Raw genomic sequence first — 22,422 nt, forward strand, 5'->3', positions numbered from 1 at the left:
GCCTCGCGGTGGACGTTGATCTCGGGCGCCCCGTTAACCACGCTGGCCGAACGCAGGCATTGCGCAGTGGGCACCTCGGCATGGATGCTGAGGTAGCCGCGCTGGGCCATGGATGGCCCTTCGCGGCGGGCCCACGGAGCAATGCCGGAGTGCGGGCATGCCGAGCCTAGGCGAGGCACCGAGTGGTGGGGCAGAAGCGTTTTGCTTACTTTTGACTGGGCCGGCTTCCGGGCTCCTCAAAAGTGAGCCGCCGTAAGGGCGGAACCCTAAGTGGCCGTTACCGCAGAAACGGATATGTACGCAATCAACAAAACCCTGGCCGACTGTCAGGCCGCCATCGCGGGCAAGCCTTGCTCCCACACAGCGTGCACAAACAAAAAGCCCACCTTCCGGTGGGCTTCGTGTTTCAGCGTTCAGGCATCAAGTCAGAACAGTTTCAACGGCGGTGCTTTCTCCGCCACCGGTTCGTTCTTGCCGGGTTCGGCATTCCAACCACCGCCCAACGCCTTGTACAGATTGACCTCGCTGGTCAGTTGCGCCAAGCGGTCGGTGATCAGCGATTGTTGGGCGCTGAACAACTGACGTTGGGCGTCGAGGAAGGTCAGGTTGCTGTCGACGCCGATGCGATAGCGACGCTCGGCCAGGCTGTAGTAGTCCTGGTTGGCGGCGACGAAGGCGGTCTGGGCCTGCAACTGTTCATTGTAGGTCCGGCGTGCGGCCAGGCCGTCGGAGACTTCCTGAAACGCGGTCTGAATCGACTTCTCGTAATTGGCGACGTTGATGTCTTTCTGGATTTTGGCGTAATCCAGGCTTGCCCGCAGGCTGCCGGCGTTGAAGATCGGCAGGTTGATTTGCGGAGCGAAGGTCCAGGTGCCCGAACCGCCCTTGAACAGGCCGGACAGGTCCGGGCTCAGGGTGCCGGCGTTGGCCGTCAGGCTGATGCTGGGGAAGAACGCGGCCCGTGCGGCGCCGATGTTGGCGTTGGCGGCCAGCAGGTTGCGTTCGGCCTGGAGGATGTCTGGGCGACGTTGCAACAGGTCTGACGGCAACCCCGCCGGCACTTCGCTGAGCAGGTCATCGCTCAGCGGTTGGGTGCTCAGGTTGGATGGCAGACCGGTGCCCAGCAACAGGGTCAGGCTGTTTTCATCCTGAGCCACCTGGCGGGTATAGCGCGCCAGTTGTACGCGGGCGTTTTCCACCGCCGTGCGTGCCTGGCTCAGGTCCAGGGCCGAGGCCACGCCGACTTCGGCGCTGCGGGAGGTCAGCTTGAGGCTTTGCTCGTAGGTGCCCAGGGTTTCCTGGGTCAGCTTGAGCAGTTCCTTGTCGGCCTGCCAGGTCAGGTAGGCGTTGGCAACGCTGGCCACCAGGCTGATCTGGGTACTGCGACGGGCCTCTTCGGTGGCGAAGTAGCTTTGCAACGCTTGCTCGCTCAGGCTGCGCACCCGGCCGAACAGGTCCAGTTCATAAGCACTGATGCCCAGGGTCGCGGAGTAGGAGCTGCTGATGGCCGCCTCACCGGTTTGCGACGCCCGTGCCGGCACTCGCTGACGGCTACCGGAACCGGTGGCCGAGACCGCTGGGAACAGGTCCGCCCGCTGGATGCGGTATTGCGCGGCGTAAGCATCGATATTCAGCGCCGCGACGCGCAGGTCGCGGTTGTTTTCCAGGGCAACCTGGATCAGCTGTTGCAAGGCCGGGTCATGGAAAAACTGTTTCCAGCCCTGTTCGGCGGCGGCCTGGCTGGCCGCCTTGGCCGGCTCGTAGGCCGGACCTTGCGGGTACTGCGTGGCGACCGGTGCTTCGGGCCGCTGATAATCGGGGATCAGCGAGCAGCCGCTGAGCACGACGGCGGCGATGGTCAGAGAGAGGAGCGACTTGCTCATTGGCCAGCCTCTTTAGAAGTTTCAGGAGTGTCGTCCTGGTCGATATTTTTGCGACGGCCTATCGACGACACAGTCACGAAGAACAATGGCACCCAGAAAATCGCCAGGATGGTGGCGGTCAACATACCGCCGATCACACCGGTGCCGATGGCGTGCTGGCTGCCTGAACCTGCGCCGGTGGAAATCGCCAACGGCACCACGCCGAGAACGAACGCCAGGGAGGTCATGATGATCGGCCTTAGACGCATCCTACAGGCTTCAATGGCGGCTTCCACCAGCGTGCGGCCCTGCTCGTGGAGTTCCTTGGCGAATTCCACGATCAGAATAGCGTTTTTCGCCGCCAGACCGATGGTCGTCAACAAGCCCACCTGGAAGTACACGTCGTTGGACAGGCCGCGCAGGCTGGTCGCCATCAAGGCACCGATGATCCCCAGTGGTACCACGAGCATGACCGCGATCGGAATCGACCAGCTTTCATACAGCGCAGCCAGGCAGAGGAATACCATCAGCAGCGACAAGGCGTACAACGCAGGCGCCTGGGAGCCGGAAAGACGTTCCTCGTAGGACAGACCCGTCCAGGAAATACCGACGCCGGCCGGCAGTTTCTGGGCGATGGCCTCGACTTCGGCCATGGCTTCACCGGTGGAGTAACCCGGGGCCGGCGACCCCAGAATTTCCATTGCTTCCACGCCGTTGTAACGGGCCAGTTTCGGCGAGCCGTAGACCCATTCGCCCTTGGCGAATGCGCTGAACGGCACCATAGTCCCGGCGCTGTTGCGCACATACCACTTCTGCAGGTCTTCGGGGCTCATGCGTGCATTCGGCTGACCCTGGACGTACACCCGCTTCACCCGACCACGGTCGATGAAGTCGTTCACGTAGCTACTGCCCAGGGCAATCGACAGGGTGTTGTTGATGTCCGAGAGGGTAATGCCCAGGGCGCTGGCCTTCTCGTCATCGATCTCCAACTGGTACTGCGGCTCGTCATTCAGGCCGTTCGGACGCACCTGGGAGAGAATCTTGCTTTGGGAAGCCATGCCCAGGAACTGGTTGCGGGCTTCCATCAGCTTCTCATGGCCGATGCCGGCGCGGTCCTGCAGGAACACGTCGAAACCGGTGGCGTTACCCAGTTCCATCACCGCCGGCGGAGCGAAGGCAAACACCATTGCGTCGCGGAAGGTGAAGAAGTGTTGCTGGGCGCGGCCAGCGATTTTGAACACGGTGTTCTCAGCGTCACGCTCTTCCCACGGCTTGAGCATGATGAACGCCAGGCCGGAGCTCTGGCCACGACCAGCGAAGTTGAAGCCGGTCACGGTGAACACCGAGGCCACGCCATCGCCTTCACCGCCATCCTTGCTTGGACGCAGCAGGAACTCGCGCATGTTGTCCACCACCACCTGGGTCCGTTCGGCGCTGGAACCCGCCGGGGTCTGCACTTGGGCAAACAGCACGCCCTGGTCTTCTTCCGGCAGGAACGCCGTCGGGATGCGGGTGAACAGCCAGACCATGCCAACCACGATGATCACATAGGCCAGCAGGTACGGCGCCTTGTGCTTGAGCATGTTGCCCACGCCGCGCTCGTAGCTTCTGACGCCGCGGTCGAAGGTGCGGTTGAACCAGCCGAAGAAGCCGCGTTTTGGCGTGCCGTGCTCACCCTTGGGAATCGGCTTGAGCATGGTGGCGCACAGGGCCGGGGTAAAGATCAGGGCCACCAGTACCGACAGGGCCATGGCCGAGACGATGGTGATGGAAAACTGCTTGTAGATCACGCCGGTGGAGCCACCAAAAAACGCCATCGGCAGCAGCACCGCCGAGAGCACCAGGGCGATACCCACCAGGGCGCCCTGGATCTGGCCCATGGATTTCTTGGTGGCTTCCTTGGGTGACAGACCTTCTTCACTCATGACCCGTTCGACGTTCTCCACCACGACGATGGCATCGTCCACCAGCAAACCGATGGCCAGCACCATGCCGAACATAGTCAGGGTGTTGATGCTGAAGCCGAATGCCGCGAGGATCCCGAAAGTGCCGAGCAGTACCACCGGAACCGTCATCGTGGTGATGATGGTGGCGCGGAAGTTCTGCAGGAACAGGAACATCACCAGGAACACCAGGGCAACCGCTTCGATCAGGGTTTCAACCACACCCTTGATCGACTCGCTCACCACCGGTGTGGTGTCGTAGGGGAACACCACTTCCAGGCCTTGCGGGAAGAACGGCTTGAGATCTTCGACGGTCTGGCGCAGGGCCTTGGCCGTGTCGAGGGCGTTGGCACCGGTGGCCAGTCTCACTGCCAGACCGGAGGCCGGGGCACCGTTGAACTGGGCATTGATGCTGTAGCTCTCGCCGCCCAGGGCGACATCCGCCACGTCGCCGACGCGCACTTGCGAGCCATCCGGATTGACCTTGAGCAAGATGGCCTTGAACTGTTCAGCGGTCTGCAGGCGGGTCTTGCCAATAATGGTGGCGTTCAGTTGCTGACCGGGCAGGGCAGGCAGGCCGCCGAGTTGGCCGGACGCGATCTGGACGTTCTGCGCGGAAATGGCGTTGGTCACATCTACCGGGGTCAGGCTGTAGTTATTCAGCTTGGCTGGGTCGAGCCAGATTCGCATTGCGTACTGGGCACCGAAGACCTGGAAGTCACCGACACCGGCTGTGCGCGAGATCGGGTCCTGCATGTTGGACACGATGTAGTTGGACAGGTCTTCCCGGGTCATGCTGCCGTCGCGCGACACCACGCCGATCACCATCAGGAAGTTTCTCACTGACTTGGTCACGCGGATGCCCTGTTGCTGCACTTCTTGCGGCAGCAGCGGAGTGGCCAGGTTCAACTTGTTCTGGACCTGGACCTGGGCGGTATCGGAGTTGGTGCCTTGTTCGAAGGTCGCCGTGATGGTCATGCTGCCGTCGGAGTTACTTTCCGAGGAGACATAACGCAGGTTATCGATGCCGTTGAGCTGTTGCTCGATGACCTGCACCACGGTGTCCTGCACGGTCTGCGCGGATGCGCCCGGGTAGGTGACCTGGATCGCAATGGCCGGCGGCGCGATGCTGGGGTATTGGTTGATCGGCAATTTGAGGATCGACAGGGCCCCGACCAACATGATCACCAGGGCGATAACCCAGGCGAAAATCGGACGGTCGATAAAAAATTTCGACATGGTTTACTCCCCTTTGCCGCCGGCGGCTTTGTCAGCTGCCTGTGCGGGGGCCGGGTTCTTTGCGCCAACGTTGGTGGCCTCAGTGGCTTTGACTTCCACCCCTGGCCGTACGTACTGCAACCCTTCGGTGATAAGGCGATCGCCAGCCTTGAGCCCGTCTTCGATCAGCCACTGGCTACCGACGGTACGGCTGGCCTTGAGCTGGCGCAGCTCGACCTTGTTGTCCGGGCCCACCACCAGGGCGGTCGGCATGCCTTTGAGGTCGCGGGTCACGCCTTGCTGCGGCGCGAGAATCGCCGCGCTGTCCACACCGGCCTGCAGTTGTGCGTGGACGAACATGCCCGGCAGCAGGGTGTGGTCAGGGTTAGGGAACACCGCGCGCAGGGTTACCGAACCGGTGGTTTGGTCGACCGACACTTCGGAGAACTCCAGCTTGCCCTCATGGGCATATTGGCTGCCGTCTTCCAGGGTCAGTTTGACCATGGCGGCGTTGTCGCCAGCCTTCTGCAGGCGGCCGCTTTCCAGTTCACGGCGCAGTTGCAGCAGTTCCACGGAACTCTGCGTCACGTCGACGTAAATCGGGTCCAGTTGCTGAATGGTTGCCAGGGCATCGGCCTGACCGTTGCTGACCAGCGCACCCTCGGTCACCGAGGAGCGACCTATGCGACCGGAAATCGGCGCGTAAACCTTGGTGTAGCGCACGTTGATCCGGGCGGTTTGCAGATTGGCTTCCGACTCCAGGCGGTTGGCCACGGCGGTGTCGTATTCCTGGCGGCTGACGGCCTGTTCGTCCACCAATTGTTTATAGCGATCGGAAATGGACTTGGTTGAGCGCAGGTTTGCTTCGGCGCTTTTGAGGGTCGCTTCGTACATGGCCGGGTCAATCTGATACAGCTGCTGGCCGGCCTTGACGTCGGCACCTTCCTTGAACAGGCGCTTGAGGATGATGCCATTGACTTGCGGACGAACTTCCGCGATGCGGAACGCGCTGGTGCGACCGGGAAGCTCCGACGTCAGGGTGAACGGCTGGGTCTTGAGGGTTACGACGCCGACCTGAGGAGCCGGTGCGGCAGGTGCCGCCTCTTCCTTTTTACATCCGCTGAGCAGCGATGCCAGGGCGATGGCGGTAACCAGAGCGGTAACAGCTGGCTTGAATTGCATGGAAATCCTCGGGTCCAGGCGCGTAAGAGGCGCACAAGAAAGTGGAAGGTGAAAAAGAGCGAGATAAACAATTAGTAGGATGCTAAGAAATATACTTACGTACACGGTTGTTTGTAAACACCCAAATTGCGTACCATCGGTATTTACAAAAGCCTGACAAAAGGCCTGCGCAGGTCGCAGAAGCGTTGTGAAGAACGCCGCCTCACATTTTGTTCAGTTGATCCTTACGCATTGCTTACGCATCCTGATTGAGGTGTTTACTGCCATGGTCCGTCGTACCAAAGAGGAAGCTCTGGAGACTCGCAGCCAGATACTCGAAGCGGCCGAAAAAGCCTTTTTCGAGCGCGGTGTGGCCCGCACGACACTGGCTGACATCGCGACGCTGGCCGGTGTAACGCGCGGTGCCATCTACTGGCATTTCAGCAATAAGGCGGACCTGCTCCAGGCCATGCTCGATACGTTGCACGAGCCGCTCGACGATCTGGCCCGCGCCAGTGAAAGTGAAGAGGAGCTTGACCCCCTGGGTTGTGTTCGCAAGCTGCTGGTGCGGTTGTTCCAACAGGTGGCCCTGGACCCGAAAACCCGACGCATTAATGAGATTTTGTTTCATAAGTGCGAATTCACCGATGAAATGTGCGATTTGCGCCAGCAGCGGCGCCAGGTCAGTCTCGATTGCAACGTGCGTATCGCGTTGTCGTTGCGCAATGCGATGAAGCGTGGCCAGTTGCCGGGCGATCTGGATCCCGAAAGGGCAGCAGTCGCCATTCATGCCTACATCGACGGCATTTTGTACCAGTGGCTACTGGCTCCCGACAGCTTCGCACTGGCGGGTGAGGCCGAGCGCTGGGTGGAGATCGGGCTGGATATGCTGCACCTGAGCCCCAACCTGCGCAAATAAAACAAAATGCTCAATTTCATCGGTTTGTGTCAATAGCTGAACGGCGAGGACCCCGCCGGGCCTTGATCCCGGCAGAGTCATTTATAGACGAACTGCAGACACGTTGATCGCTCGCGATTCGCGATTGTGCAGGAGGATTATGGCGTGTTGATGTACCGGCGCCATTGAGGCGCCTGTACTTGTCGTGCTGGCCTGTTACCGACCCTCTGGTTTATTCAACAATGAGGCGCACGGAATAGTTGAAAGGGGGTTCGAGCATCTTCTGGAAGATTTCCGAGCGGCAGGTATATTCACCATTGCCGGTATACGCAGTTTTGCTTTTCCTGTTTGGCCTGTAACTGGATTCCAGGACGCCAAAACCGATGGGGGCTTCAAAGCGGGTTTGCATTTGGCAGCCGAAGTTGAAGGTGCTCATTTGATAGGAGAGAACTAATTCAATCGGTTTGATTTTTCTCAGCGTCGGTTGCCAGCCAGCAGCGGGATAAGTGAATTTCCTGTTATGGGCGAAATAGAATTCGCGGGTTGTTTTGGCGGGGACATCATAAGCGCTCAAGGACATGTCCGGGGGCGTGGGTTGCTCACTTAAAATGTTGGTCATTTCCAAGGCGTGAGAAGTTTTGTTTACCAGCTCCACGGTGATGCCGGTGTTGGCCAGGCTGGTGGCGACGGCTGCCGGTCCCAGTAGCAGAGCGAGGATTAATTTTTTCATCATGTTCATTGTAATGTGTCTCTCATGTATTACGAGGCGCGCTAAAGCCTGCGTAAGATAATGGCGCGTAATTGAAGTTACTCGGTTTAGTGTTGTTTTTTACAAGAATTGAAGTTGCTTATTAAGTTTGATAGATGTCGGTTAAATCCATTGGTTGAGTGGGTTGTTGTTCGGGCTTATTATTAGCGCTGTCCGGTGTGTTAATCCATAGTGAGTAAGTGTGGTGTTGTTATTTGATGTTTCGATGTCTGCGGAGTTTGATTGCGTCAGCCGTCAACAGATGTAAAAAAGCCCCGGCTCTTGCGAGTCGGGGCTTTTTGTAAGGCCGGTTTTTTATTTACATCACGGGGTAATCGATGTAACCCACCGGGCCTTTCCCATAGAACGTTTCCGGATGCGGCTCGTTCAGCGGTGCGTCAGCTTTCAAGCGCGCCGGCAGGTCCGGGTTGGCAATGAACGGCACACCAAAGGCAACGGCATCCGCTTTGCCCTCGGCCAGCCAGGCGTTGGCGCTGTCCTTGGTGAAACGTTCGTTGGCGATGTACGGGCCACCGAAAGCTTGCTTGAGCTGCGGGCCGATGCTGTCTTCGCCTTCCTTTTCACGGGAGCAGATAAAGGCGATGCCACGCTTGCCCAACTCGCGGGCCACATAGCTGAAGGTTTCCAGGCGGTTCTCGTCGCCCATGTCATGGGAGTCGGCGCGTGGCGCCAGGTGCACGCCAACCCGGCCGGCGCCCCAGACTTCAATGGCAGCGTCGGTCACTTCCAGCAGCAGGCGGGCACGGTTTTCCAAGGAGCCGCCATAGTTGTCGGTGCGCTGGTTGGTGCTGCTTTGCAGGAACTGGTCGAGCAGGTAGCCGTTGGCGCCATGGATTTCCACGCCGTCGAAACCGGCGGCCTTGGCGTTCTCGGCGCCTACGCGGTAAGCCTCAATGATATCGGCGATCTCCTCGGTTTCCAGCGCGCGTGGCGTCGGGTAGTCGGCCAGCGGACGCACCAGACTTACATGGCCCTTGGGCTGGATGGCGCTGGGCGCCACCGGCAATTCGCCGTTCAGGTAAGACGGATGGGAGATCCGGCCCACGTGCCACAGTTGCAGGAAAATCTTGCCGCCGGCGCCGTGGATGGCCTTGGTCACGTTGCTCCAGCCGCGCACCTGGTCGTTGGACCAGATGCCGGGGGTATCGGGGTAGCCCACGCCCATGGGCGTGACAGAGGTGGCTTCGCTGAGGATCAGGCCAGCGGAGGCACGCTGCACGTAGTACTCGGCCATCAGCGCGTTGGGCACACGGCCGGCGTCGGCACGGCAGCGGGTGAGCGGCGCCATGATGATGCGGTTCTTCAGCTCGATGTCGCCGAGTTTGATTGGATCGAAAATAGTCGTCATCAATTACAACCTCGAAAGTTAAGGGTTAAAAGTCAGTGAGTGGCAGGGGCCAGGTCGGCATTGCCGCCCTGGCGGAAAGTGATCAGGGTGACCAGCAGCGCCAGCACGGCCAGCGCACCGGCGGCCAGGGGCACGCTGGTCAGGCCCAGGCCGTGGTCGATGACACTGCCGCCGACCCAGGCGCCCAAGGCGTTGCCGATGTTGAAGGCGCCGATGTTCAGGGTGGAAACCAGGTTTGGCGCGTCTTTGCCGAAGGTCACCACGTTGACTTGCAGGGCCGGCACGGCGGCGAAGCAGGCGGTGGCCCAGAGGAACAGGGTGATTTCAGTGGGGATCAGCGCGACGCTGGTCCAGCTCAATACGGTGGACACCACAGCCATGGTGGTGAAAACCCCCATCAGCGTGTTCGCCAGGCTCTTGTCCGCCAGCTTGCCGCCGATGATATTGCCCAGAGTCAGGCCCAGGCCGATCAGCACCAGGGTCCAGGTCACGCCGCGGGGCGATACGCCAGTGACTTCTCCCAGCAGCGGGGCGACGTAAGTGAACAGGGTGAACACCGAGGCGGAGAACAGCGCGGTCATGCTCAGGGACAGCCACAGGCCTGCGCCCTTGAGGGCGACGAGTTCCGAGCGCATGTCGAGTTTTTCTTCATCGCGCTTGGCCGGCAGAAAGCGGATCAGGCCGATCAGTGCAATCACGCCGATGACGGTCACGGCCCAGAAGGTCGAGCGCCAGCCGGCTTCCTGACCCAGCGCGGTGCCCAGCGGTACGCCGAGTACGTTGGCCAGGGTCAGGCCGGTGAACATCAGGGCCACGGCCGAGGCGCGCTTGTTGGGTGCCACCAGGCCGGCGGCCACCACCGAACCGATGCCGAAGAACGCGCCATGGCACAGGGCGGTGACGACCCTGGCGAACATCAGCACGTTGTAATCACTGGCGATGGCGCAGAGCAGGTTGCCGACGATGAAGATCCCCATCAGCGCGACCAGGGCGGCCTTGCGCGGCAACCGTGCGGTGGCCAGGGCCATGAACGGTGCCCCGATGGCCACGCCCAGGGCGTAGCCGGTCACCAGCCAGCCGGCGCCGGGAATCGATACACCCAGGTCGGCCGCCACCTCAGGCAACAGGCCCATGATGACGAACTCGGTGGTGCCGATGGCGAAGGCGCTCAGGGCCAGGATGAGAAGTGAGAGGGGCATGGTGGATCCTTGTCGGGTCAGAGCTCTTGGCTCATTTGCTTGAGGAACTGCTGGATCACGTCCTCGTTGCGTTTGAAGAAATGCCATTGACCGACCTTCTGGCTGGTGATCAGCCCCGCCCGTTGCAACACCGCCAGATGGGCGGACACCGTGGACTGCGACAGGCCGCAACGCTGGTCGATCTGCCCGGCGCAAATGCCGAATTCGTGGTTGTGCAACTGTTCGGGGAACTGGACCTTGGGGTCTTTGAGCCAGTTGAGGATGTCTCGCCGTACTGGGTGTGCCAGGGCTTTTATTATTTCGTCGAGGTCGAGGGGCATGGTTGGTTGCTCGGAATGAGTAAAACGCTATATCGCGATGGGGCGAACTTTAAATCGTTATTTCGCGATACACCAATATGGATTTGATCTGAAAACCGAATAAATCGCTATATCGGGTTATAACGATATTGGCGCGGCAGTGCTAAGCTTCGCGCCATGAACTATCTCGCACACCTGCACCTCGGCGGTCCCGGCCGGGAACGACTGCTCGGCAGCCTCTACGGCGACTTCGTCAAAGGGCCGTTGCAAGGGCTGTACGATCCGCAGATCGAAGCGGCGATTGCCCTGCATCGACGCATCGACATGTACACCGATCGCCACCCCGTGGTGGATATCGCTTTGTCGCGCTTTTCCACCGTACGGCGGCGCTATGCCGGAATTGTGCTCGACGTGTTTTTTGATCATTGCCTAGCCCGGGACTGGGCGCTGTATGGCGAAGGGCCGTTGATGGATTTCACCTCCCAGGTCTACCGAGTGCTCGCCGCCGAGCCGCAGTTGCCTGGGCGTCTGGCGCAAATCGCGCCTTACATGGCGGCGGATGACTGGCTGGGGTCTTATCGAGAATTCGATGTGCTTGGGCAAGTATTGCGGGGGATTTCCCGACGCCTGTCCCGGCCGGAGGAGCTGGCCGGGGCCATGGAAGAATTGATCAGGCTCTATGAACCGTTGAGCGAAGACTTTCAGCTGTTCTACCCGCAGTTGCAGGATTTTGCGTTGAGCCAGACAACACGGCAGGGGTGATGTTGGAGCCGGTTCTTGCCGTCACTGAAGTTCAAATGTGTGAGCGAGCCTGCTCGCGATGAAGGCCTGGCAGTCAAGAACCAACTGACTGACCGCTATCGCGAGCAGGCTCGCTCCCACAAGGGCTCTGCATAGGGCCGCCGGATCAGGCCGCGATCGCAGGCCGCATCGGCACTTGCTGCTTTTGTGGGATTTCGCCAAACAATGCCTTGTGCACCGCCTGTTGCGCCTGGAAGGCCAGGGCAGCTCGCTCCTGGCCGTGGCAGGCAATCGGTTCCAGCAGATGGATGTGCACCTCGCCCCGGTCATTGGCGAACAGGCGCATCAGGTGCGACAGCAAATCATCATCGCCAACGAACGGCGCCAGCGAGTCCGGTTCACCGTTGCGCAGGTAGCGGATCGCCACCGGTTGCAGCGCCACGTCCGCATCGATGGCCGCCGACAATAAACGACCGTGGAAAGTGCGCAGGGAGCGGCCATCGGTGGTGGTGCCTTCGGGAAACATCAGCAGCGGATGGGCCTGTTCCAGGTGTCGGCTCATTTGCTTGCGGATCAACTGGCTGTCGCCCGAGCCGCGCCGGATAAACAGGCTGCCAGCCTTGGCCGCCAACCATCCGGCCACTGGCCAGGTGCGTACTTCGGCCTTGGACAGGAACGACATTGGCGTGAGCATGCCCAGCAGCGGGATATCGGTCCAGGACACATGGTTGCTGACCCACAGCATGGGCTGTTGCGGCATTTGCCCGTGCACCGTCACGCAGAAGGGCAGGGCATTGCTCAGGCGCGCCATGAAAAAACGCGACCAGCGCTGGCGGCGCACCATGGAGTTGGCCACACCCAACCGTTCGAACAGCCCGAATACGCTGGCCATGCTCAGGCCCAGCGTCACCACCAGCAACACTCGCGCGATTCGCGCGTACACCCGCAACCGACTCATCACACCGCTGCCTTGAAGTGGCGGGCGTAGCGTGGGCAGAGTTCGTCACGCTTGAGCAGGATGAACACGTCGGCCACCTGGAAATCCTCATCCCAGCACGGCTCACCGCAAATCTTCGCGCCCAGGCGCATGTAAGCCTTGAGCAGAGGCGGCATTTCGGCGATGACGTTGGACGGTACGTCCAGGGCCGGCAACGGTTTTTTCGGCACCGCCCGCAGGTGTTCGGTGCACAGATAACGTTCGCGCAGACGCTGCATGATCGCTTGGGCCTGGACGCCGCCGTCCTGCATTGGAATGCTCGCGCATCCCATCAGGTAGCTGTAGCCGCCCTCGTTCAGCACCTCGGCCAGTTCGCCCCACAATACAGCGATGGTGCCACCGTTGCGGTAGGCCGGGTCGACGCAGGTGCGGCCGATTTCCAGGATCGGGCCCTTGAGATGGACCAGGCCGTGAAGGTTGAATTCTTCTTCGCTGTAGAACCGGCCCAGGCTGCTGGCAGCGTGGTGATCGAGCAGGCGTGTCGTCGCCACGAGTCGGCCGGTATTCAGGTCGCGTACGCCGATGTGGGCGCAGTGAACATCATAGTCATCCATGTCCAGACCCATTTCCGCGCCTTTGAGCTTGGCGTTGAATTCGCCGCTGAAGACGTTGAAGCGCAGGGCCTGGGCTTCTTGCAAAGCCTTGGCGCCAATCAGGCGTTCGGCTTGCAGGCGGCGTTCATTGCCAGTGTCGCTGATGCGGGCGATCTGAGTCATAGCGAATCTCCGTGCGGGCTGTTCAGTTGCAGCCGATCGACTTTCTTTATGCAGCCATGTTGTGCAAAGTCAGGCTATGTAGCCCCGGTGTCATCGCCATGAAGCTTTGGTGATGCTTATATGACAGCCCATTGAGGAGCCTCCCATGCCCTGGCAAAACCTGATCGAACGCGGCGAACGGTTGCCCGCCCATCCGGACCTGGCTGAGGGTTATGCGGCCTTGCTGCAACGCCTGGGGCCGGTTACGCCGTTCGAACTGGCCGTCATGGGGGCGCGATTGATGGCAACGCCGGGGTTGGCTTTTCTGGTGGGGTATCAGGCGGCGCTGCGGGTGCTTTGGCCGAGCGCGCCCCAGAGCCTGGGCGCCTTGTGCGCCACGGAGCAGCGCAGCCTGCGCCCGGCGGACATGCAGACTCGCATCACCGACCTGCGATTGAACGGGCGCAAGGATTTCGTTACTGCGGGCGATGCGGCCGAGTGGCTGCTGATCGCCGCCCGCAGCGAAGCACCCGGCGAGCCGCCGCGGTTGAATCTTGCGGTGGTTTATCCCGGAGAGCCGGGGGTGACCCTGGAAAAACTCCCGGCCATCGCCCTGATGCCAGACATCAGCCATGGCCGGGTGCTGTTGGACGGCGCGCTGTGCGAGTTGTTGGCCGGGGACGGTTGGGACGCCTACGTCAAACCGTTCCGCACCCTGGAAGACCTTTATGTGCTCAGTGCCATGGCCGCCTGGCTGTATGGCGTGGGACAGGAGTGCGCTTGGCCCCAAGCCCTGCAGCTGCGTCTGCTGGGATTGCTGGCCGGTTGCGCTGAAGTGAGTCGTCACAACCCGTCCAGCGCGGCCGGGCATGTGCTGCTGGGTGGGTTGTTCGCTCAGTTCAGCGGGCTCGATGAAGAACTGAACGACGCCCTGGCCGCCGGCCCGGCGTTGTGGCGCGAGATGTGGACGCGAGATAAAGCCGTGATGGACATGGCGGCGGGTGCGCGGGCCAAGCGGTTGGCCAAGGCGTTGGGATAACCCTTTGTGGGAGCGAGCCTGCTCGCGATAGCGGAGTGTCAGTTGACATCAATGCTGCTGAGCCAGCGCCATCGCGAGCAGGCTCGCTCCCACAGGGAAATGCCACCCATACCCAAATTGTCATCAAGTCTGAATAGGCTCCGAAGGTTCAATCCTGCGAGCCCCGAGCATGTCCAAAGGCTGGTTCCTGATCCCGCTGCTGTTGCTCAACCTGTACGCCCAGGCTGAAGACTGGCCCGGTGAGCAATGGCCAAGTGGCCCGACCCCCACCGGGCTGGCCATCGAAGCCCTGGAGCAATACGCCTTCCCACCCCGCGACGATGCCTCTCGCCAGGGCATCCGTACCGATGCGCTGCTGGTGATCCTGGACGGGCGGCTGGTCTACGAGCGTTATGCCGGGCCCACCCGTGCCGACACTGCGCACCTGACCTGGTCGATCAGCAAAAGCCTGATGGCGACGGTGTTTGGCGTGGCCTATGGGCAAAAGCTGTTCAGTCTGCAGGATCCTGCCGCCAGGTATTACCCGGCGTTGAGCAAGCATCCGGACATGACCTTGGCCGATCTGTTCCATTGGGCCTCGGGGCTGGATTGGCAGGAAGATTACGAATACGCACCGCTCAAGTCCTCGGTGGTGGCGATGCTTTATACCCGTGGGCGTCATGACATGGCGGCGTTCACTGCGCAGCATGAACGCGACAGTCCGCCGGGGCAGGTGTTTCGTTACTCCAGTGGTGACAGCAACCTGCTGGCAGCGGCATTGAAAAATATCGTTGGCCCGGCGCGGTATGCCGATTATCCCTGGACGGCCCTGTTCGAGCCGCTGGGTATCCGCCACGCCACCTGGGAAACCGACGCCGCCGGCACGTTTGTCGGGTCCTCCTACGCCTACCTTACGGCGCGGGACCTGGCGCGTGTGGGGCTGTTGATGCAACGCGAGGGACGCTGGGGCGAGCGGCAACTGATCCCGCAAGCCTGGGTGGCGTTCAATCGCGAGCCCTTCGCTCGCTTCCGGGCCGGCCAGGACGAAGCGGTGCCCGGTGGGCATTGGTGGCTCAACCGCGCGGTCGACCCGGCCATCCACCCGTGGCCCGATGCGCCGCCGGATACGTTTGCCGCGCTGGGCCATTGGGGGCAGGCGTTGTACGTGATCCCCAGCGCCCGGTTGGTCATCGTGCGCTACGCTGATGACCGCGACGGCAGCTACCGCCACAACGAGTTGCTCAAGCGAGCCATGGCGGCGTTCGCCGGGACGGTGCAGCCATGAGACGCAGACCGCTGCTCACGCTGATGTCGGTGCTTGTTGTGGCGCTGCTCGGCTGGATCTGGCTCGAGCGGGTGGCGCTGCGGGCCTTCCCCGACATCATCAGCGCCTACACCGCCAAGGAATATTGCTCGTGTCGCTACGTGATGGAGCAACCGGCTGACTATTGCCGTGGCTATGTAAAGCAGTCGGTGCCCATCAGCGATTTTCTCGAAACGCCTGAAGCCAAGCGCATCACCGTCGCCGGGCTGGGGCGAAGCAATAGCGCACGATGGCTGGGGGAGCGGCAGGGCTGTCGGTTGGAGCCCTGACCGGACCTGTGTATTCCCATAGAGGATTGAAACAGAAGGTTTGCAAGTGCCCTCGGCCCGGTTAAGGTTCGCCACAGGTTTATCTGCCCTCCGAGTGTGTATGTTCAAGCGGTCTTTTTCTCACGCTGTCGCGACCTTGCTGCTGGCCTGCGCCGCGCTGCCGGTCCAAGCCAATTGGTATCTGGACGGCGAATCGTCGCGGCTGTCGTTTATCAGCAGCAAAAATGGCAACGTTTCCGAGGTCCAGCGTTTCCTGGTGCTTCATGGTCAGGTCCAGCCCAAGGGGATGGTCCGGCTGGAAGTGGAGCTGGAGTCGGTCAACAGTGGCATTCCCCTGCGTGACGAGCGCATGCGCGCCGATTTGTTCGAGATCAAGCAATTTGCCGACGCCTCCATTACTGCGCAGCTCGACCTGTTACCGATTCAGGACCTGGCCAACGGCGCTCAACTGGAACTGCGTTTGCCGCTGACCGTTGACCTGCACGGCAAGCAACATGTGTATCAGGCCGAACTGCTGGCAACGCGCCTGGATGAACGACGGTTCCAGGTCGTGACCCTGGAGCCGGTGGTGCTCAATGCGGCGGATTTCGATCTGGCGCCGGGATTGGAGAAGTTGCGCAAACAGGCCGGGCTGTCGGCCATCAGCCTCGCAGTGCCGGTGAATGCGGTGCTGATTTTCACGGCGCGCTGACATGGGAGGCCCGGTATTTCCGTGGCGCGAGGGCAATCGCTTCGAGCTGTTGATCGATGGCCCGCAGTTTTTCCCGCGCATGCTGGTGGAAATTGCCCGCGCCCAGGAACAGGTCGAGCTGGAGCTGTACCTGGTGGAGGCGGGAACTTGCGCCGAGGCTATGGTCCAGGCACTCGTCCAGGCTGCCGAGCGCGGTGTTCGCGTGCGTTGCCTGTTCGATGACTACGGCAGCCTGGCGTTTACCCAGGACCTGCGCCACCGCCTGATCGAGGCGGGCGTGGAGCTGCGTTTTTACAATCGGCTGAGTTGGCGCCGCTGGGTACGGAATTTATATCGGGACCACCGCAAGCTGCTGTTGGTGGACCAGCGCCTGGCGGTGGTTGGCGGCACCGGGGTCACCGATGAGTTCTGGAGCCCGCTGGATGACCGCTGCGAGTGGCACGAGGTCATGGTGGAAATCGTCGGCCCCTTGGTGCTCGACTGGCAGTTGCTGTTTGACCGCCAATGGCTCGCCAACCGCCATCGCCGTGCCTGGAAACCGGCTTCCAACTTCGGCTTGCCGCGCTTGCCCCGGGTTCCGCCGATGGGTGAGGGCATGGGGCGAGTGGCTTATGCCGATGCCCGCCAGAATCGCGACATCCTGCAATCGTTGTCCCGGGCCCTCAACAGCGGCCAGAAGCGGATCTGGATGGCGACCCCGTATTTTTTGCCGACCTGGAACGTGCGTCGCTCCTTGCGCAAGGCTGCCGCCCGGGGCATCGATGTGCGCCTGCTGCTCACCGGCCCGCGCACCGATCACCCGTCCGTGCGCTACGCCGGGCACCGTTATTACCCGCGTCTGCTCAAGGCTGGGGTGAAAATCTTCGAATACCAGCCGTGTTTCCTGCACCTGAAGATGGTGCTGGTGGACGACTGGGTCAGCATCGGCTCCTGTAATTTCGATCACTGGAACCTGCGCTTCAATCTGGAAGCCAACCTCGAAGCCCTCGACTCCGCACTCAGCACGGCAGTGGCGGCGAGTTTCGAGCGAGACTTCGCCCAGAGCCTGGAGGTCAGTCTCGACACCTGGAAGCGCCGGCCGCTGTGGAAACGGGTCAAGCAACGGGTGTGGGGGTTGGTGGATCGGTTGGTGGTGAATGTGCTGGGGCGGCGGGGTTAAGGTTCAGCAAAAACAATGTGGGAGCGAGCCTGCTCGCGATGGCGGCCTGACAGTCAATGATGCGGTGACTGGTAGGCCCTCATCGCGAGCAGGCTCGCTCCCACGGTTATTTGCGCTGTTGATGAATCAGAGCAACTCGAAACTCTGTTGTTTCACATCCTGGGAATCCAGGCCGATCTGGACGTTGAACTTGCCCGGTTCAGCGGCGTATTTGAGCTGGGCGTTGTAGAACTTCAAGTCGTCTTCGGTGATGGTGAAGTGAATGACTTTCTTCTCGCCAGCCTTGAGCATCACCTTGCGGAAGTTCTTCAGCTCCTTCACTGGGCGGATGATCGAGCCGGTCACGTCCTGGATGTACAGCTGCACCACGGTTTCGCCGTCACGCTCGCCGGTGTTTTCCAGGGTCACGCTGGCATCGAGCTTGCCGGTCTTGTTCAGCGTGGTGGACGACAGGGCCATGTCCGTCAGGCTGAATTCGGTGTAGCTCAGGCCGTAGCCGAACGGGTAGAGCGGGCCTGTGGTGTCATCGAAGTATTGCGAGGTGTAGTTGCCCGGCTTGCCCGGCGTAAACGGTCGACCAATGCTCAGATGGTTGTAGTAGGTGGGAATCTGTCCTACCGAGCGCGGGAAGGAGATCGGCAGTTTGCCCGACGGGTTGTAGTCGCCGAACAACACGTCGGCGATGGCGTTGCCGCCTTCGGTGCCGCTGAACCAGGTTTCCAGGATCGCATCGGCTTGTTGCTTTTCATCCACCAGCGCCAGCGGGCGGCCGTTCATCAGCACCAGCACCAGTGGTTTGCCGGTAGCCTTCAGGGCCTTGATCAACTCGCGCTGGCTGGCGGGGATGCTCAGTTCCGTGCGGCTCGAGGATTCGTGGGACATGCCGCGCGACTCACCCACGGCGGCCACCACCACATCGGCTTGCTTGGCGGCCTTCACGGCTTCGTCGATCAGCACTTGGGCAGGGCGCGGGTCATCCACCACTTCCGGGGCGTCGAAGTTGAGGAAGTTCAGGTAGTCGAGCACCTTCTTGTCGCCGGTGATGTTGGCGCCACGGGCGTAGATCAGTTTCGATTCTGCGCCCAGTGCGCGGGTCATGCCGTCGAACAAGGTCACCGATTGCGCAGGGCGCCCGGCAGCGGCCCAACTGCCCATCATGTCGATCGGAGCCTTGGCGAGCGGTCCGACCAGGGCGATTTTTGCGTTTTTGTTCAGGGGCAGGGTCTGGTTGCGGTTTTCCAGCAGGACCAGGCTGCGGCGGGCCACGTCACGGGCATCGTCGCGGTGTAGGCGGCTTTCAGCGTAGGTGTCGGCCGGGTCGTCCTCGGCCTTGCCGATGCGCAGGTACGGATCCTTGAACAGGCCCATGTCGTATTTGGCGGCGAGGACTTCGCGCACCGCATTGTCGATGTCGCTCTGCTCGATTTCACCGGCCTTGAGCAGTCCAGGCAGCTCCTTGCCGTACAGCGAGTCGTTCATGCTCATGTCGATGCCGGCCTTGATCGCCAGCTTCGCCGCTTCGCGACCGTCCCGGGCCACGCCATGCTTGATCAGTTCGAAGATGGCGCCGTGGTCACTCACCGCCAGGCCCTTGAACCCCCATTCCTTGCGCAACAGATCGTGCATCAGCCAGGTGTTGGCGGTGGCGGGCACGCCGTTGATGGAGTTCAGCGCGACCATCACCCCGCCGGCACCCGCATCGATGGCGGCGCGGTAGGGTGGCAGGTAGTCCTGGTACATTTTCACCGGGCTCATGTCCACGATGTTGTAGTCCCGGCCACCTTCCACCGCGCCGTACAGGGCGAAGTGCTTGACGCTGGCCATGATGCTGTCGGCCGCGTTGGCGCCACTGCCCTGGAACGCTTTGACCATCACCCCGGCGATGCGCGACACCAGGTAAGTGTCCTCGCCAAAGCCCTCGGAGGTCCGGCCCCAGCGGGGGTCGCGGGAAATATCCACCATCGGCGCGAAGGTGATGTCCAGGCTGTCGGCCGCCGCTTCCTTGGCAGCGACGCGGCCGGAGCGGTAGATGGCGTCCATGTCCCAGCTGGAGGCCAGGGCCAGGGGGATCGGGAAAATCGTGCGATGGCCGTGGATCACGTCATAGGCGAAGAACATCGGGATCTTCAGCCGGCTGCGCATGGCCGCGTCCTGCATCGGGCGGTTTTCATCCCGGGTGATGGAGTTGAACGTACCGCCGATGTTGCCGGCGGCGATTTCCTTGCGAATCATCTCCCGAGGCATCTCGGGGCCGATGCTGATCAGGCGCAACTGGCCGATCTTTTCCTCGAGGGTCATCTGCTTCATCAGGTTGCTGATGAAGGCATTCTTGTTCTCTATCGGGGTTGGCAGGTTGTCGGCTAATACGGATTGACTGGCCAGTGTGACGAACAGGCCCAGCAAACACAGCTTCTTCATGAATGGTTTCTCGCAAGCCTAAGGGCGGTAATCAGGACTCGCCGGTCAGCAAAATGTGAGGAGCGGCTATTGTTGTTCGAGTATTGTCTGAATAAGAGCAGCACTGTTTTCGAACGCACGCGGATGAACTTAGTTTCGCACCGGGCATCTTTTAGCCCATCGACCCGATTCAATCCCGTGGCGGCGGCAGATTATGCCCCAGACGCTGGTGAGATAGGTGGCTGTGTTTTCTTCAATGGACTGTATAGGGGAGTTTCAACCGATGAATCTACGACTCGATCACCTTCGCCACCTGCCAATACTGGCGCTGATACTGTTCACCACGCTGCTGGCCGGTTGCGGCATCAACAACATTCCAACCCTGGACGAACAGGCCAAGGCCGCCTGGGGACAGGTGCAGAACCAGTACCAGCGCCGAGCCGACCTGATCCCCAACCTGGTGGAAACCGTCAAGGGCTATGCGCAGCACGAACAGGAAACCCTGACGGCGGTGGTCGAGGCGCGGGCCAAGGCCACGTCCATCCAGGTCGATGCCGGCACCCTGGACAACCCGGAAAAACTCAAGCAGTTCCAGCAGGCCCAGGACCAGTTGAGTGGTGCGTTGAGCCGGCTGATGGTGGTGGTCGAGCGTTATCCGGACCTCAAGGCCAACCAGAACTTCCTGGCCTTGCAATCACAACTCGAAGGCACCGAGAACCGCATCGCCGTGGCTCGTCGCGACTTCATCCTGGCGGTGCAGAAATACAACACCGAAATCCGCACTTTCCCCGGTCGTTTGTGGCACAGCGTGCTGTACAGCGATCTGCCGATCCGCGAAACCTTCGAAGCCACCAGCCCCAACGCCGAAAAAGCCCCTGAGGTGAAGTTTTGATAAAGCAGCTGCAAGCTTCAAGCTACAAGCCTCAAGCACAGTCAATACGCACTGCTTTTGCTTATAGCTTGAAGCTTGCAGCTTGCAGCTGCGCCTTGCTGCTGCTCTGCATGTTTGCCATCACGGCCCAGGCCGAGTTGAGTTTTCCGGCACTGACCGGGCGGGTGGTGGACACTGCCCAGATGCTGGAACCCTCGGTGCGCACGCAACTGGATGCACAGCTCAAGGCCCATGAACAGGCCACCGGTGAACAGGTGGTCGTGGTCACGCTGGCGGACCTGCAAGGCAGCAGCATCGAAGACTTCGGTTATCAACTGGGGCGTCACTGGGGCATTGGGCAGAAGGATAAAAACAACGGCGCGCTACTGATCGTGGCCCGGGATGACCGTAAACTGCGGATCGAAGTGGGCTATGGTCTGGAAGACCGCCTGACTGACGCCCAGAGTTCGGTGATTATCAATCAGGTGATCACTCCGGCGTTCAAGGCCGGCAATTTCAACAAAGGTATCAGCGACGGCGTAGCGGCGATGCTGATGGTGCTGGGCGGCAATGCGCTGGATGAGCCGGCTGCGGTGTACGGTGCCGACGGCCAGGAGGAGGGCGATTTCGTCGGGCGCCATCCGGGGCTGTTCGTGTTGTTGGTGCTGCTGTTCATCGTAACGGTGTTCGTGTGCCAGATGCTCGGTATCCTGCCGGCCGGACGCGGTGGTTCCGGGGGCGGCTATGGCGGTGGCGGCGGTTTTGGCGGCGGCGGTGGCGGCGGCTTCAGTGGTGGTGGGGGCAGTTTCGGGGGCGGCGGTTCGTCGGGCGGCTGGTGACAATAATAATGAGTGGGCACTTTTAACCATGGCATTACTGACTGAACACGAACAACGCAAGGTCGCCGAGGCCATTGCCCGGGTGGAGCGCGATACCGACGCCGAGCTGGTCACCGTGCTTGCTGCCCGCGCCGACGACTACGCCTACATCCCGCTGCTGTGGGCCAGCCTGCTGGCCTTGGTGGTGCCCGGCATGGTGCATTACCTCACGGGCTGGCTGAACATGCACAGTCTGCTGCTGGTGCAGTGGGTCCTGTTTATCGTGCTGTGCCTGGTGTTTCGCATTCCTGCAATCACCACTCACCTGATCCCCCGTTCCGTGCGCCACTGGCGCGCCTCCAATCTGGCGCGCCGGCAGTTTCTCGAGCAGAACCTGCACCACACCGTCGGCGGCACAGGAATGTTGATTTTCGTTTGTGAGGCCGAGCGGTATGTGGAAATCCTGGTGGACGAAGGCATTTCCAAGCATCTCGACAACACGCGCTGGGAGGCCATTGTCGCCACCTTCACCCAGCAGGTCCGCCAAGGACAGACGTTGCAGGGCTTCGTCACCTGCATCGAGGCCTGCGGCGAATTGCTCAAGGAGCATGTACCCGTGACTCACGCGCGCAATGAGCTGCCGAATCGGTTGGTGGTGCTGGGCTGAAAAATTTTTGCCAGCACACGCCTGTGGGAGCAAAGCCTTGCTTCCACAGAGGCTACTGCTCGCCACACGAACTTTTCC

20 protein-coding genes are annotated in these 22,422 nt (G+C 61.2%); 10 read left to right on the top strand and 10 right to left on the bottom strand.

Annotated features, from left to right (window positions below):
- Positions 1-425: 425 nt before the first annotated feature.
- Genes adeC through GKKCFE_RS05175 form a run of 3 tightly spaced genes read right to left on the bottom strand, consistent with a single transcriptional unit; the run spans position 426 to position 6,205 of the window.
- Positions 426-1,883 carry an AdeC/AdeK/OprM family multidrug efflux complex outer membrane factor gene (gene adeC / locus GKKCFE_RS05165; RefSeq protein WP_047228033.1) on the bottom strand — a complete coding sequence of 486 codons (1,458 nt, stop codon included), beginning with the start codon at positions 1,881-1,883 and terminating at the stop codon, positions 426-428.
- Positions 1,880-5,044 (bottom strand): efflux RND transporter permease subunit EmhB, encoded by a 3,165-nt coding sequence (emhB, locus tag GKKCFE_RS05170; protein ID WP_139050950.1) that lies wholly within the window; start codon positions 5,042-5,044, stop codon positions 1,880-1,882. Before emhB ends, adeC begins: the two co-directional genes overlap by 4 nt.
- Before the next feature lie 3 nt (positions 5,045-5,047).
- Entirely contained in the window at positions 5,048-6,205 is a 1,158-nt protein-coding gene (locus tag GKKCFE_RS05175; RefSeq protein WP_188252078.1) for an efflux RND transporter periplasmic adaptor subunit, read from the bottom strand.
- Positions 6,206-6,470: 265 nt separating this feature from the next.
- Between GKKCFE_RS05175 and GKKCFE_RS05180 the strand changes: the two genes are divergently transcribed.
- Positions 6,471-7,103 carry a TetR family transcriptional regulator gene (locus GKKCFE_RS05180; protein WP_139050948.1) on the top strand — a complete coding sequence of 211 codons (633 nt, stop codon included), beginning with the start codon at positions 6,471-6,473 and terminating at the stop codon, positions 7,101-7,103.
- A 211-nt stretch (positions 7,104-7,314) separates the two neighbouring features.
- On the opposite strand, the gene GKKCFE_RS05185 is transcribed toward GKKCFE_RS05180, so the two are convergent.
- The 4 genes from GKKCFE_RS05185 to GKKCFE_RS05200 form a co-directional block, all read right to left on the bottom strand.
- Complete coding sequence (locus GKKCFE_RS05185; RefSeq protein ID WP_076386009.1) at positions 7,315-7,821, bottom strand: hypothetical protein; 507 nt, start codon at positions 7,819-7,821, stop codon at positions 7,315-7,317.
- Positions 7,822-8,149: 328 nt separating this feature from the next.
- Positions 8,150-9,199, bottom strand: coding sequence for an alkene reductase (locus GKKCFE_RS05190; protein ID WP_076386007.1), 1,050 nt, complete (start codon positions 9,197-9,199; stop codon positions 8,150-8,152).
- A 32-nt stretch (positions 9,200-9,231) separates the two neighbouring features.
- On the bottom strand, positions 9,232-10,398 hold the full coding sequence (locus GKKCFE_RS05195; protein WP_047228027.1) for an MFS transporter: 1,167 nt from the start codon (positions 10,396-10,398) through the stop codon (positions 9,232-9,234).
- Between the two features lie 17 nt (positions 10,399-10,415).
- A complete protein-coding gene (locus GKKCFE_RS05200; RefSeq protein ID WP_047228026.1) occupies positions 10,416-10,718 on the bottom strand; it encodes an ArsR/SmtB family transcription factor in 303 nt (100 codons plus the stop codon).
- Between the two features lie 156 nt (positions 10,719-10,874).
- Here GKKCFE_RS05200 and GKKCFE_RS05205 point away from each other — a divergent pair, with 156 nt between their 5' ends.
- Positions 10,875-11,459, top strand: a complete 585-nt coding sequence (locus tag GKKCFE_RS05205; RefSeq protein WP_047228025.1) for an acyl carrier protein phosphodiesterase — start codon at positions 10,875-10,877, stop codon at positions 11,457-11,459.
- A gap of 145 nt (positions 11,460-11,604) precedes the next feature.
- Here GKKCFE_RS05205 and GKKCFE_RS05210 read toward each other — a convergent pair whose 3' ends face one another.
- Both GKKCFE_RS05210 and olsB read right to left on the bottom strand, forming a co-directional pair.
- Positions 11,605-12,396 carry a lysophospholipid acyltransferase family protein gene (locus tag GKKCFE_RS05210; protein ID WP_047228024.1) on the bottom strand — a complete coding sequence of 264 codons (792 nt, stop codon included), beginning with the start codon at positions 12,394-12,396 and terminating at the stop codon, positions 11,605-11,607.
- Positions 12,396-13,151 (bottom strand): L-ornithine N(alpha)-acyltransferase, encoded by a 756-nt coding sequence (gene olsB / locus GKKCFE_RS05215; RefSeq protein WP_047228023.1) that lies wholly within the window; start codon positions 13,149-13,151, stop codon positions 12,396-12,398. The genes GKKCFE_RS05210 and olsB overlap by 1 nt, the downstream gene beginning before the upstream one ends.
- A gap of 145 nt (positions 13,152-13,296) precedes the next feature.
- Between olsB and GKKCFE_RS05220 the strand changes: the two genes are divergently transcribed.
- The 5 genes from GKKCFE_RS05220 (at position 13,297) to GKKCFE_RS05240 (ending at position 17,591) form a co-directional block, all read left to right on the top strand.
- Entirely contained in the window at positions 13,297-14,169 is an 873-nt protein-coding gene (locus GKKCFE_RS05220; protein WP_445577556.1) for an acyl-CoA dehydrogenase, read from the top strand.
- A 169-nt stretch (positions 14,170-14,338) separates the two neighbouring features.
- Positions 14,339-15,433 (top strand): serine hydrolase domain-containing protein, encoded by a 1,095-nt coding sequence (locus GKKCFE_RS05225; protein WP_445577557.1) that lies wholly within the window; start codon positions 14,339-14,341, stop codon positions 15,431-15,433.
- Positions 15,430-15,741 carry a hypothetical protein gene (locus GKKCFE_RS05230; RefSeq protein ID WP_047228020.1) on the top strand — a complete coding sequence of 104 codons (312 nt, stop codon included), beginning with the start codon at positions 15,430-15,432 and terminating at the stop codon, positions 15,739-15,741. Before GKKCFE_RS05225 ends, GKKCFE_RS05230 begins: the two co-directional genes overlap by 4 nt.
- 100 nt (positions 15,742-15,841) lie before the next feature.
- A complete protein-coding gene (locus tag GKKCFE_RS05235) occupies positions 15,842-16,432 on the top strand; it encodes a YceI family protein (protein ID WP_445577558.1) in 591 nt (196 codons plus the stop codon).
- Position 16,433: 1 nt separating this feature from the next.
- The gene (locus GKKCFE_RS05240) at positions 16,434-17,591 is read left to right on the top strand and encodes a phospholipase D-like domain-containing protein (protein WP_047228018.1); all 1,158 of its coding nucleotides are present in this window, start codon (positions 16,434-16,436) and stop codon (positions 17,589-17,591) included.
- Between the two features lie 126 nt (positions 17,592-17,717).
- Here the strand turns inward: GKKCFE_RS05240 and bglX are convergent, their stop codons facing one another.
- Complete coding sequence (gene bglX / locus GKKCFE_RS05245; protein ID WP_047228017.1) at positions 17,718-20,009, bottom strand: beta-glucosidase BglX; 2,292 nt, start codon at positions 20,007-20,009, stop codon at positions 17,718-17,720.
- A gap of 262 nt (positions 20,010-20,271) precedes the next feature.
- Here bglX and GKKCFE_RS05250 point away from each other — a divergent pair, with 262 nt between their 5' ends.
- The 3 genes from GKKCFE_RS05250 (at position 20,272) to GKKCFE_RS05260 (ending at position 22,344) form a co-directional block, all read left to right on the top strand.
- Positions 20,272-20,880, top strand: coding sequence for a LemA family protein (locus tag GKKCFE_RS05250; protein WP_281459469.1), 609 nt, complete (start codon positions 20,272-20,274; stop codon positions 20,878-20,880).
- Between the two features lie 110 nt (positions 20,881-20,990).
- Positions 20,991-21,698, top strand: a complete 708-nt coding sequence (locus GKKCFE_RS05255; protein WP_171061409.1) for a TPM domain-containing protein — start codon at positions 20,991-20,993, stop codon at positions 21,696-21,698.
- A 28-nt stretch (positions 21,699-21,726) separates the two neighbouring features.
- Positions 21,727-22,344, top strand: a complete 618-nt coding sequence (locus tag GKKCFE_RS05260) for a TPM domain-containing protein (protein WP_445577559.1) — start codon at positions 21,727-21,729, stop codon at positions 22,342-22,344.
- Positions 22,345-22,422: the final 78 nt, after the last annotated feature.

This window comes from Pseudomonas sp. E141, from assembly GCF_052659885.1.

Excerpts from the sequence above, each read along its gene's own strand:
- GKKCFE_RS05210 (WP_047228024.1), bottom strand. The coding sequence starts at position 12,396 with ATGAGTCGGTTGCGGGTGTACGCGCGAATCGCGCGAGTGTTGCTGGTG.
- GKKCFE_RS05260 (WP_445577559.1), top strand. The coding sequence starts at position 21,727 with ATGGCATTACTGACTGAACACGAACAACGCAAGGTCGCCGAGGCCATT.
- GKKCFE_RS05225 (WP_445577557.1), top strand. The coding sequence starts at position 14,339 with ATGTCCAAAGGCTGGTTCCTGATCCCGCTGCTGTTGCTCAACCTGTAC.
- GKKCFE_RS05240 (WP_047228018.1), top strand. The coding sequence starts at position 16,434 with ATGGGAGGCCCGGTATTTCCGTGGCGCGAGGGCAATCGCTTCGAGCTG.
- GKKCFE_RS05200 (WP_047228026.1), bottom strand. The coding sequence starts at position 10,718 with ATGCCCCTCGACCTCGACGAAATAATAAAAGCCCTGGCACACCCAGTA.
- GKKCFE_RS05255 (WP_171061409.1), top strand. The coding sequence starts at position 20,991 with ATGTTTGCCATCACGGCCCAGGCCGAGTTGAGTTTTCCGGCACTGACC.
- GKKCFE_RS05230 (WP_047228020.1), top strand. The coding sequence starts at position 15,430 with ATGAGACGCAGACCGCTGCTCACGCTGATGTCGGTGCTTGTTGTGGCG.
- GKKCFE_RS05195 (WP_047228027.1), bottom strand. The coding sequence starts at position 10,398 with ATGCCCCTCTCACTTCTCATCCTGGCCCTGAGCGCCTTCGCCATCGGC.
- GKKCFE_RS05205 (WP_047228025.1), top strand. The coding sequence starts at position 10,875 with ATGAACTATCTCGCACACCTGCACCTCGGCGGTCCCGGCCGGGAACGA.
- olsB (WP_047228023.1), bottom strand. The coding sequence starts at position 13,151 with ATGACTCAGATCGCCCGCATCAGCGACACTGGCAATGAACGCCGCCTG.
- GKKCFE_RS05175 (WP_188252078.1), bottom strand. The coding sequence starts at position 6,205 with ATGCAATTCAAGCCAGCTGTTACCGCTCTGGTTACCGCCATCGCCCTG.
- GKKCFE_RS05220 (WP_445577556.1), top strand. The coding sequence starts at position 13,297 with ATGCCCTGGCAAAACCTGATCGAACGCGGCGAACGGTTGCCCGCCCAT.
- adeC (WP_047228033.1), bottom strand. The coding sequence starts at position 1,883 with ATGAGCAAGTCGCTCCTCTCTCTGACCATCGCCGCCGTCGTGCTCAGC.
- GKKCFE_RS05190 (WP_076386007.1), bottom strand. The coding sequence starts at position 9,199 with ATGACGACTATTTTCGATCCAATCAAACTCGGCGACATCGAGCTGAAG.
- bglX (WP_047228017.1), bottom strand. The coding sequence starts at position 20,009 with ATGAAGAAGCTGTGTTTGCTGGGCCTGTTCGTCACACTGGCCAGTCAA.
- GKKCFE_RS05250 (WP_281459469.1), top strand. The coding sequence starts at position 20,272 with ATGAATCTACGACTCGATCACCTTCGCCACCTGCCAATACTGGCGCTG.
- GKKCFE_RS05180 (WP_139050948.1), top strand. The coding sequence starts at position 6,471 with ATGGTCCGTCGTACCAAAGAGGAAGCTCTGGAGACTCGCAGCCAGATA.
- GKKCFE_RS05185 (WP_076386009.1), bottom strand. The coding sequence starts at position 7,821 with ATGAACATGATGAAAAAATTAATCCTCGCTCTGCTACTGGGACCGGCA.
- GKKCFE_RS05235 (WP_445577558.1), top strand. The coding sequence starts at position 15,842 with ATGTTCAAGCGGTCTTTTTCTCACGCTGTCGCGACCTTGCTGCTGGCC.
- emhB (WP_139050950.1), bottom strand. The coding sequence starts at position 5,044 with ATGTCGAAATTTTTTATCGACCGTCCGATTTTCGCCTGGGTTATCGCC.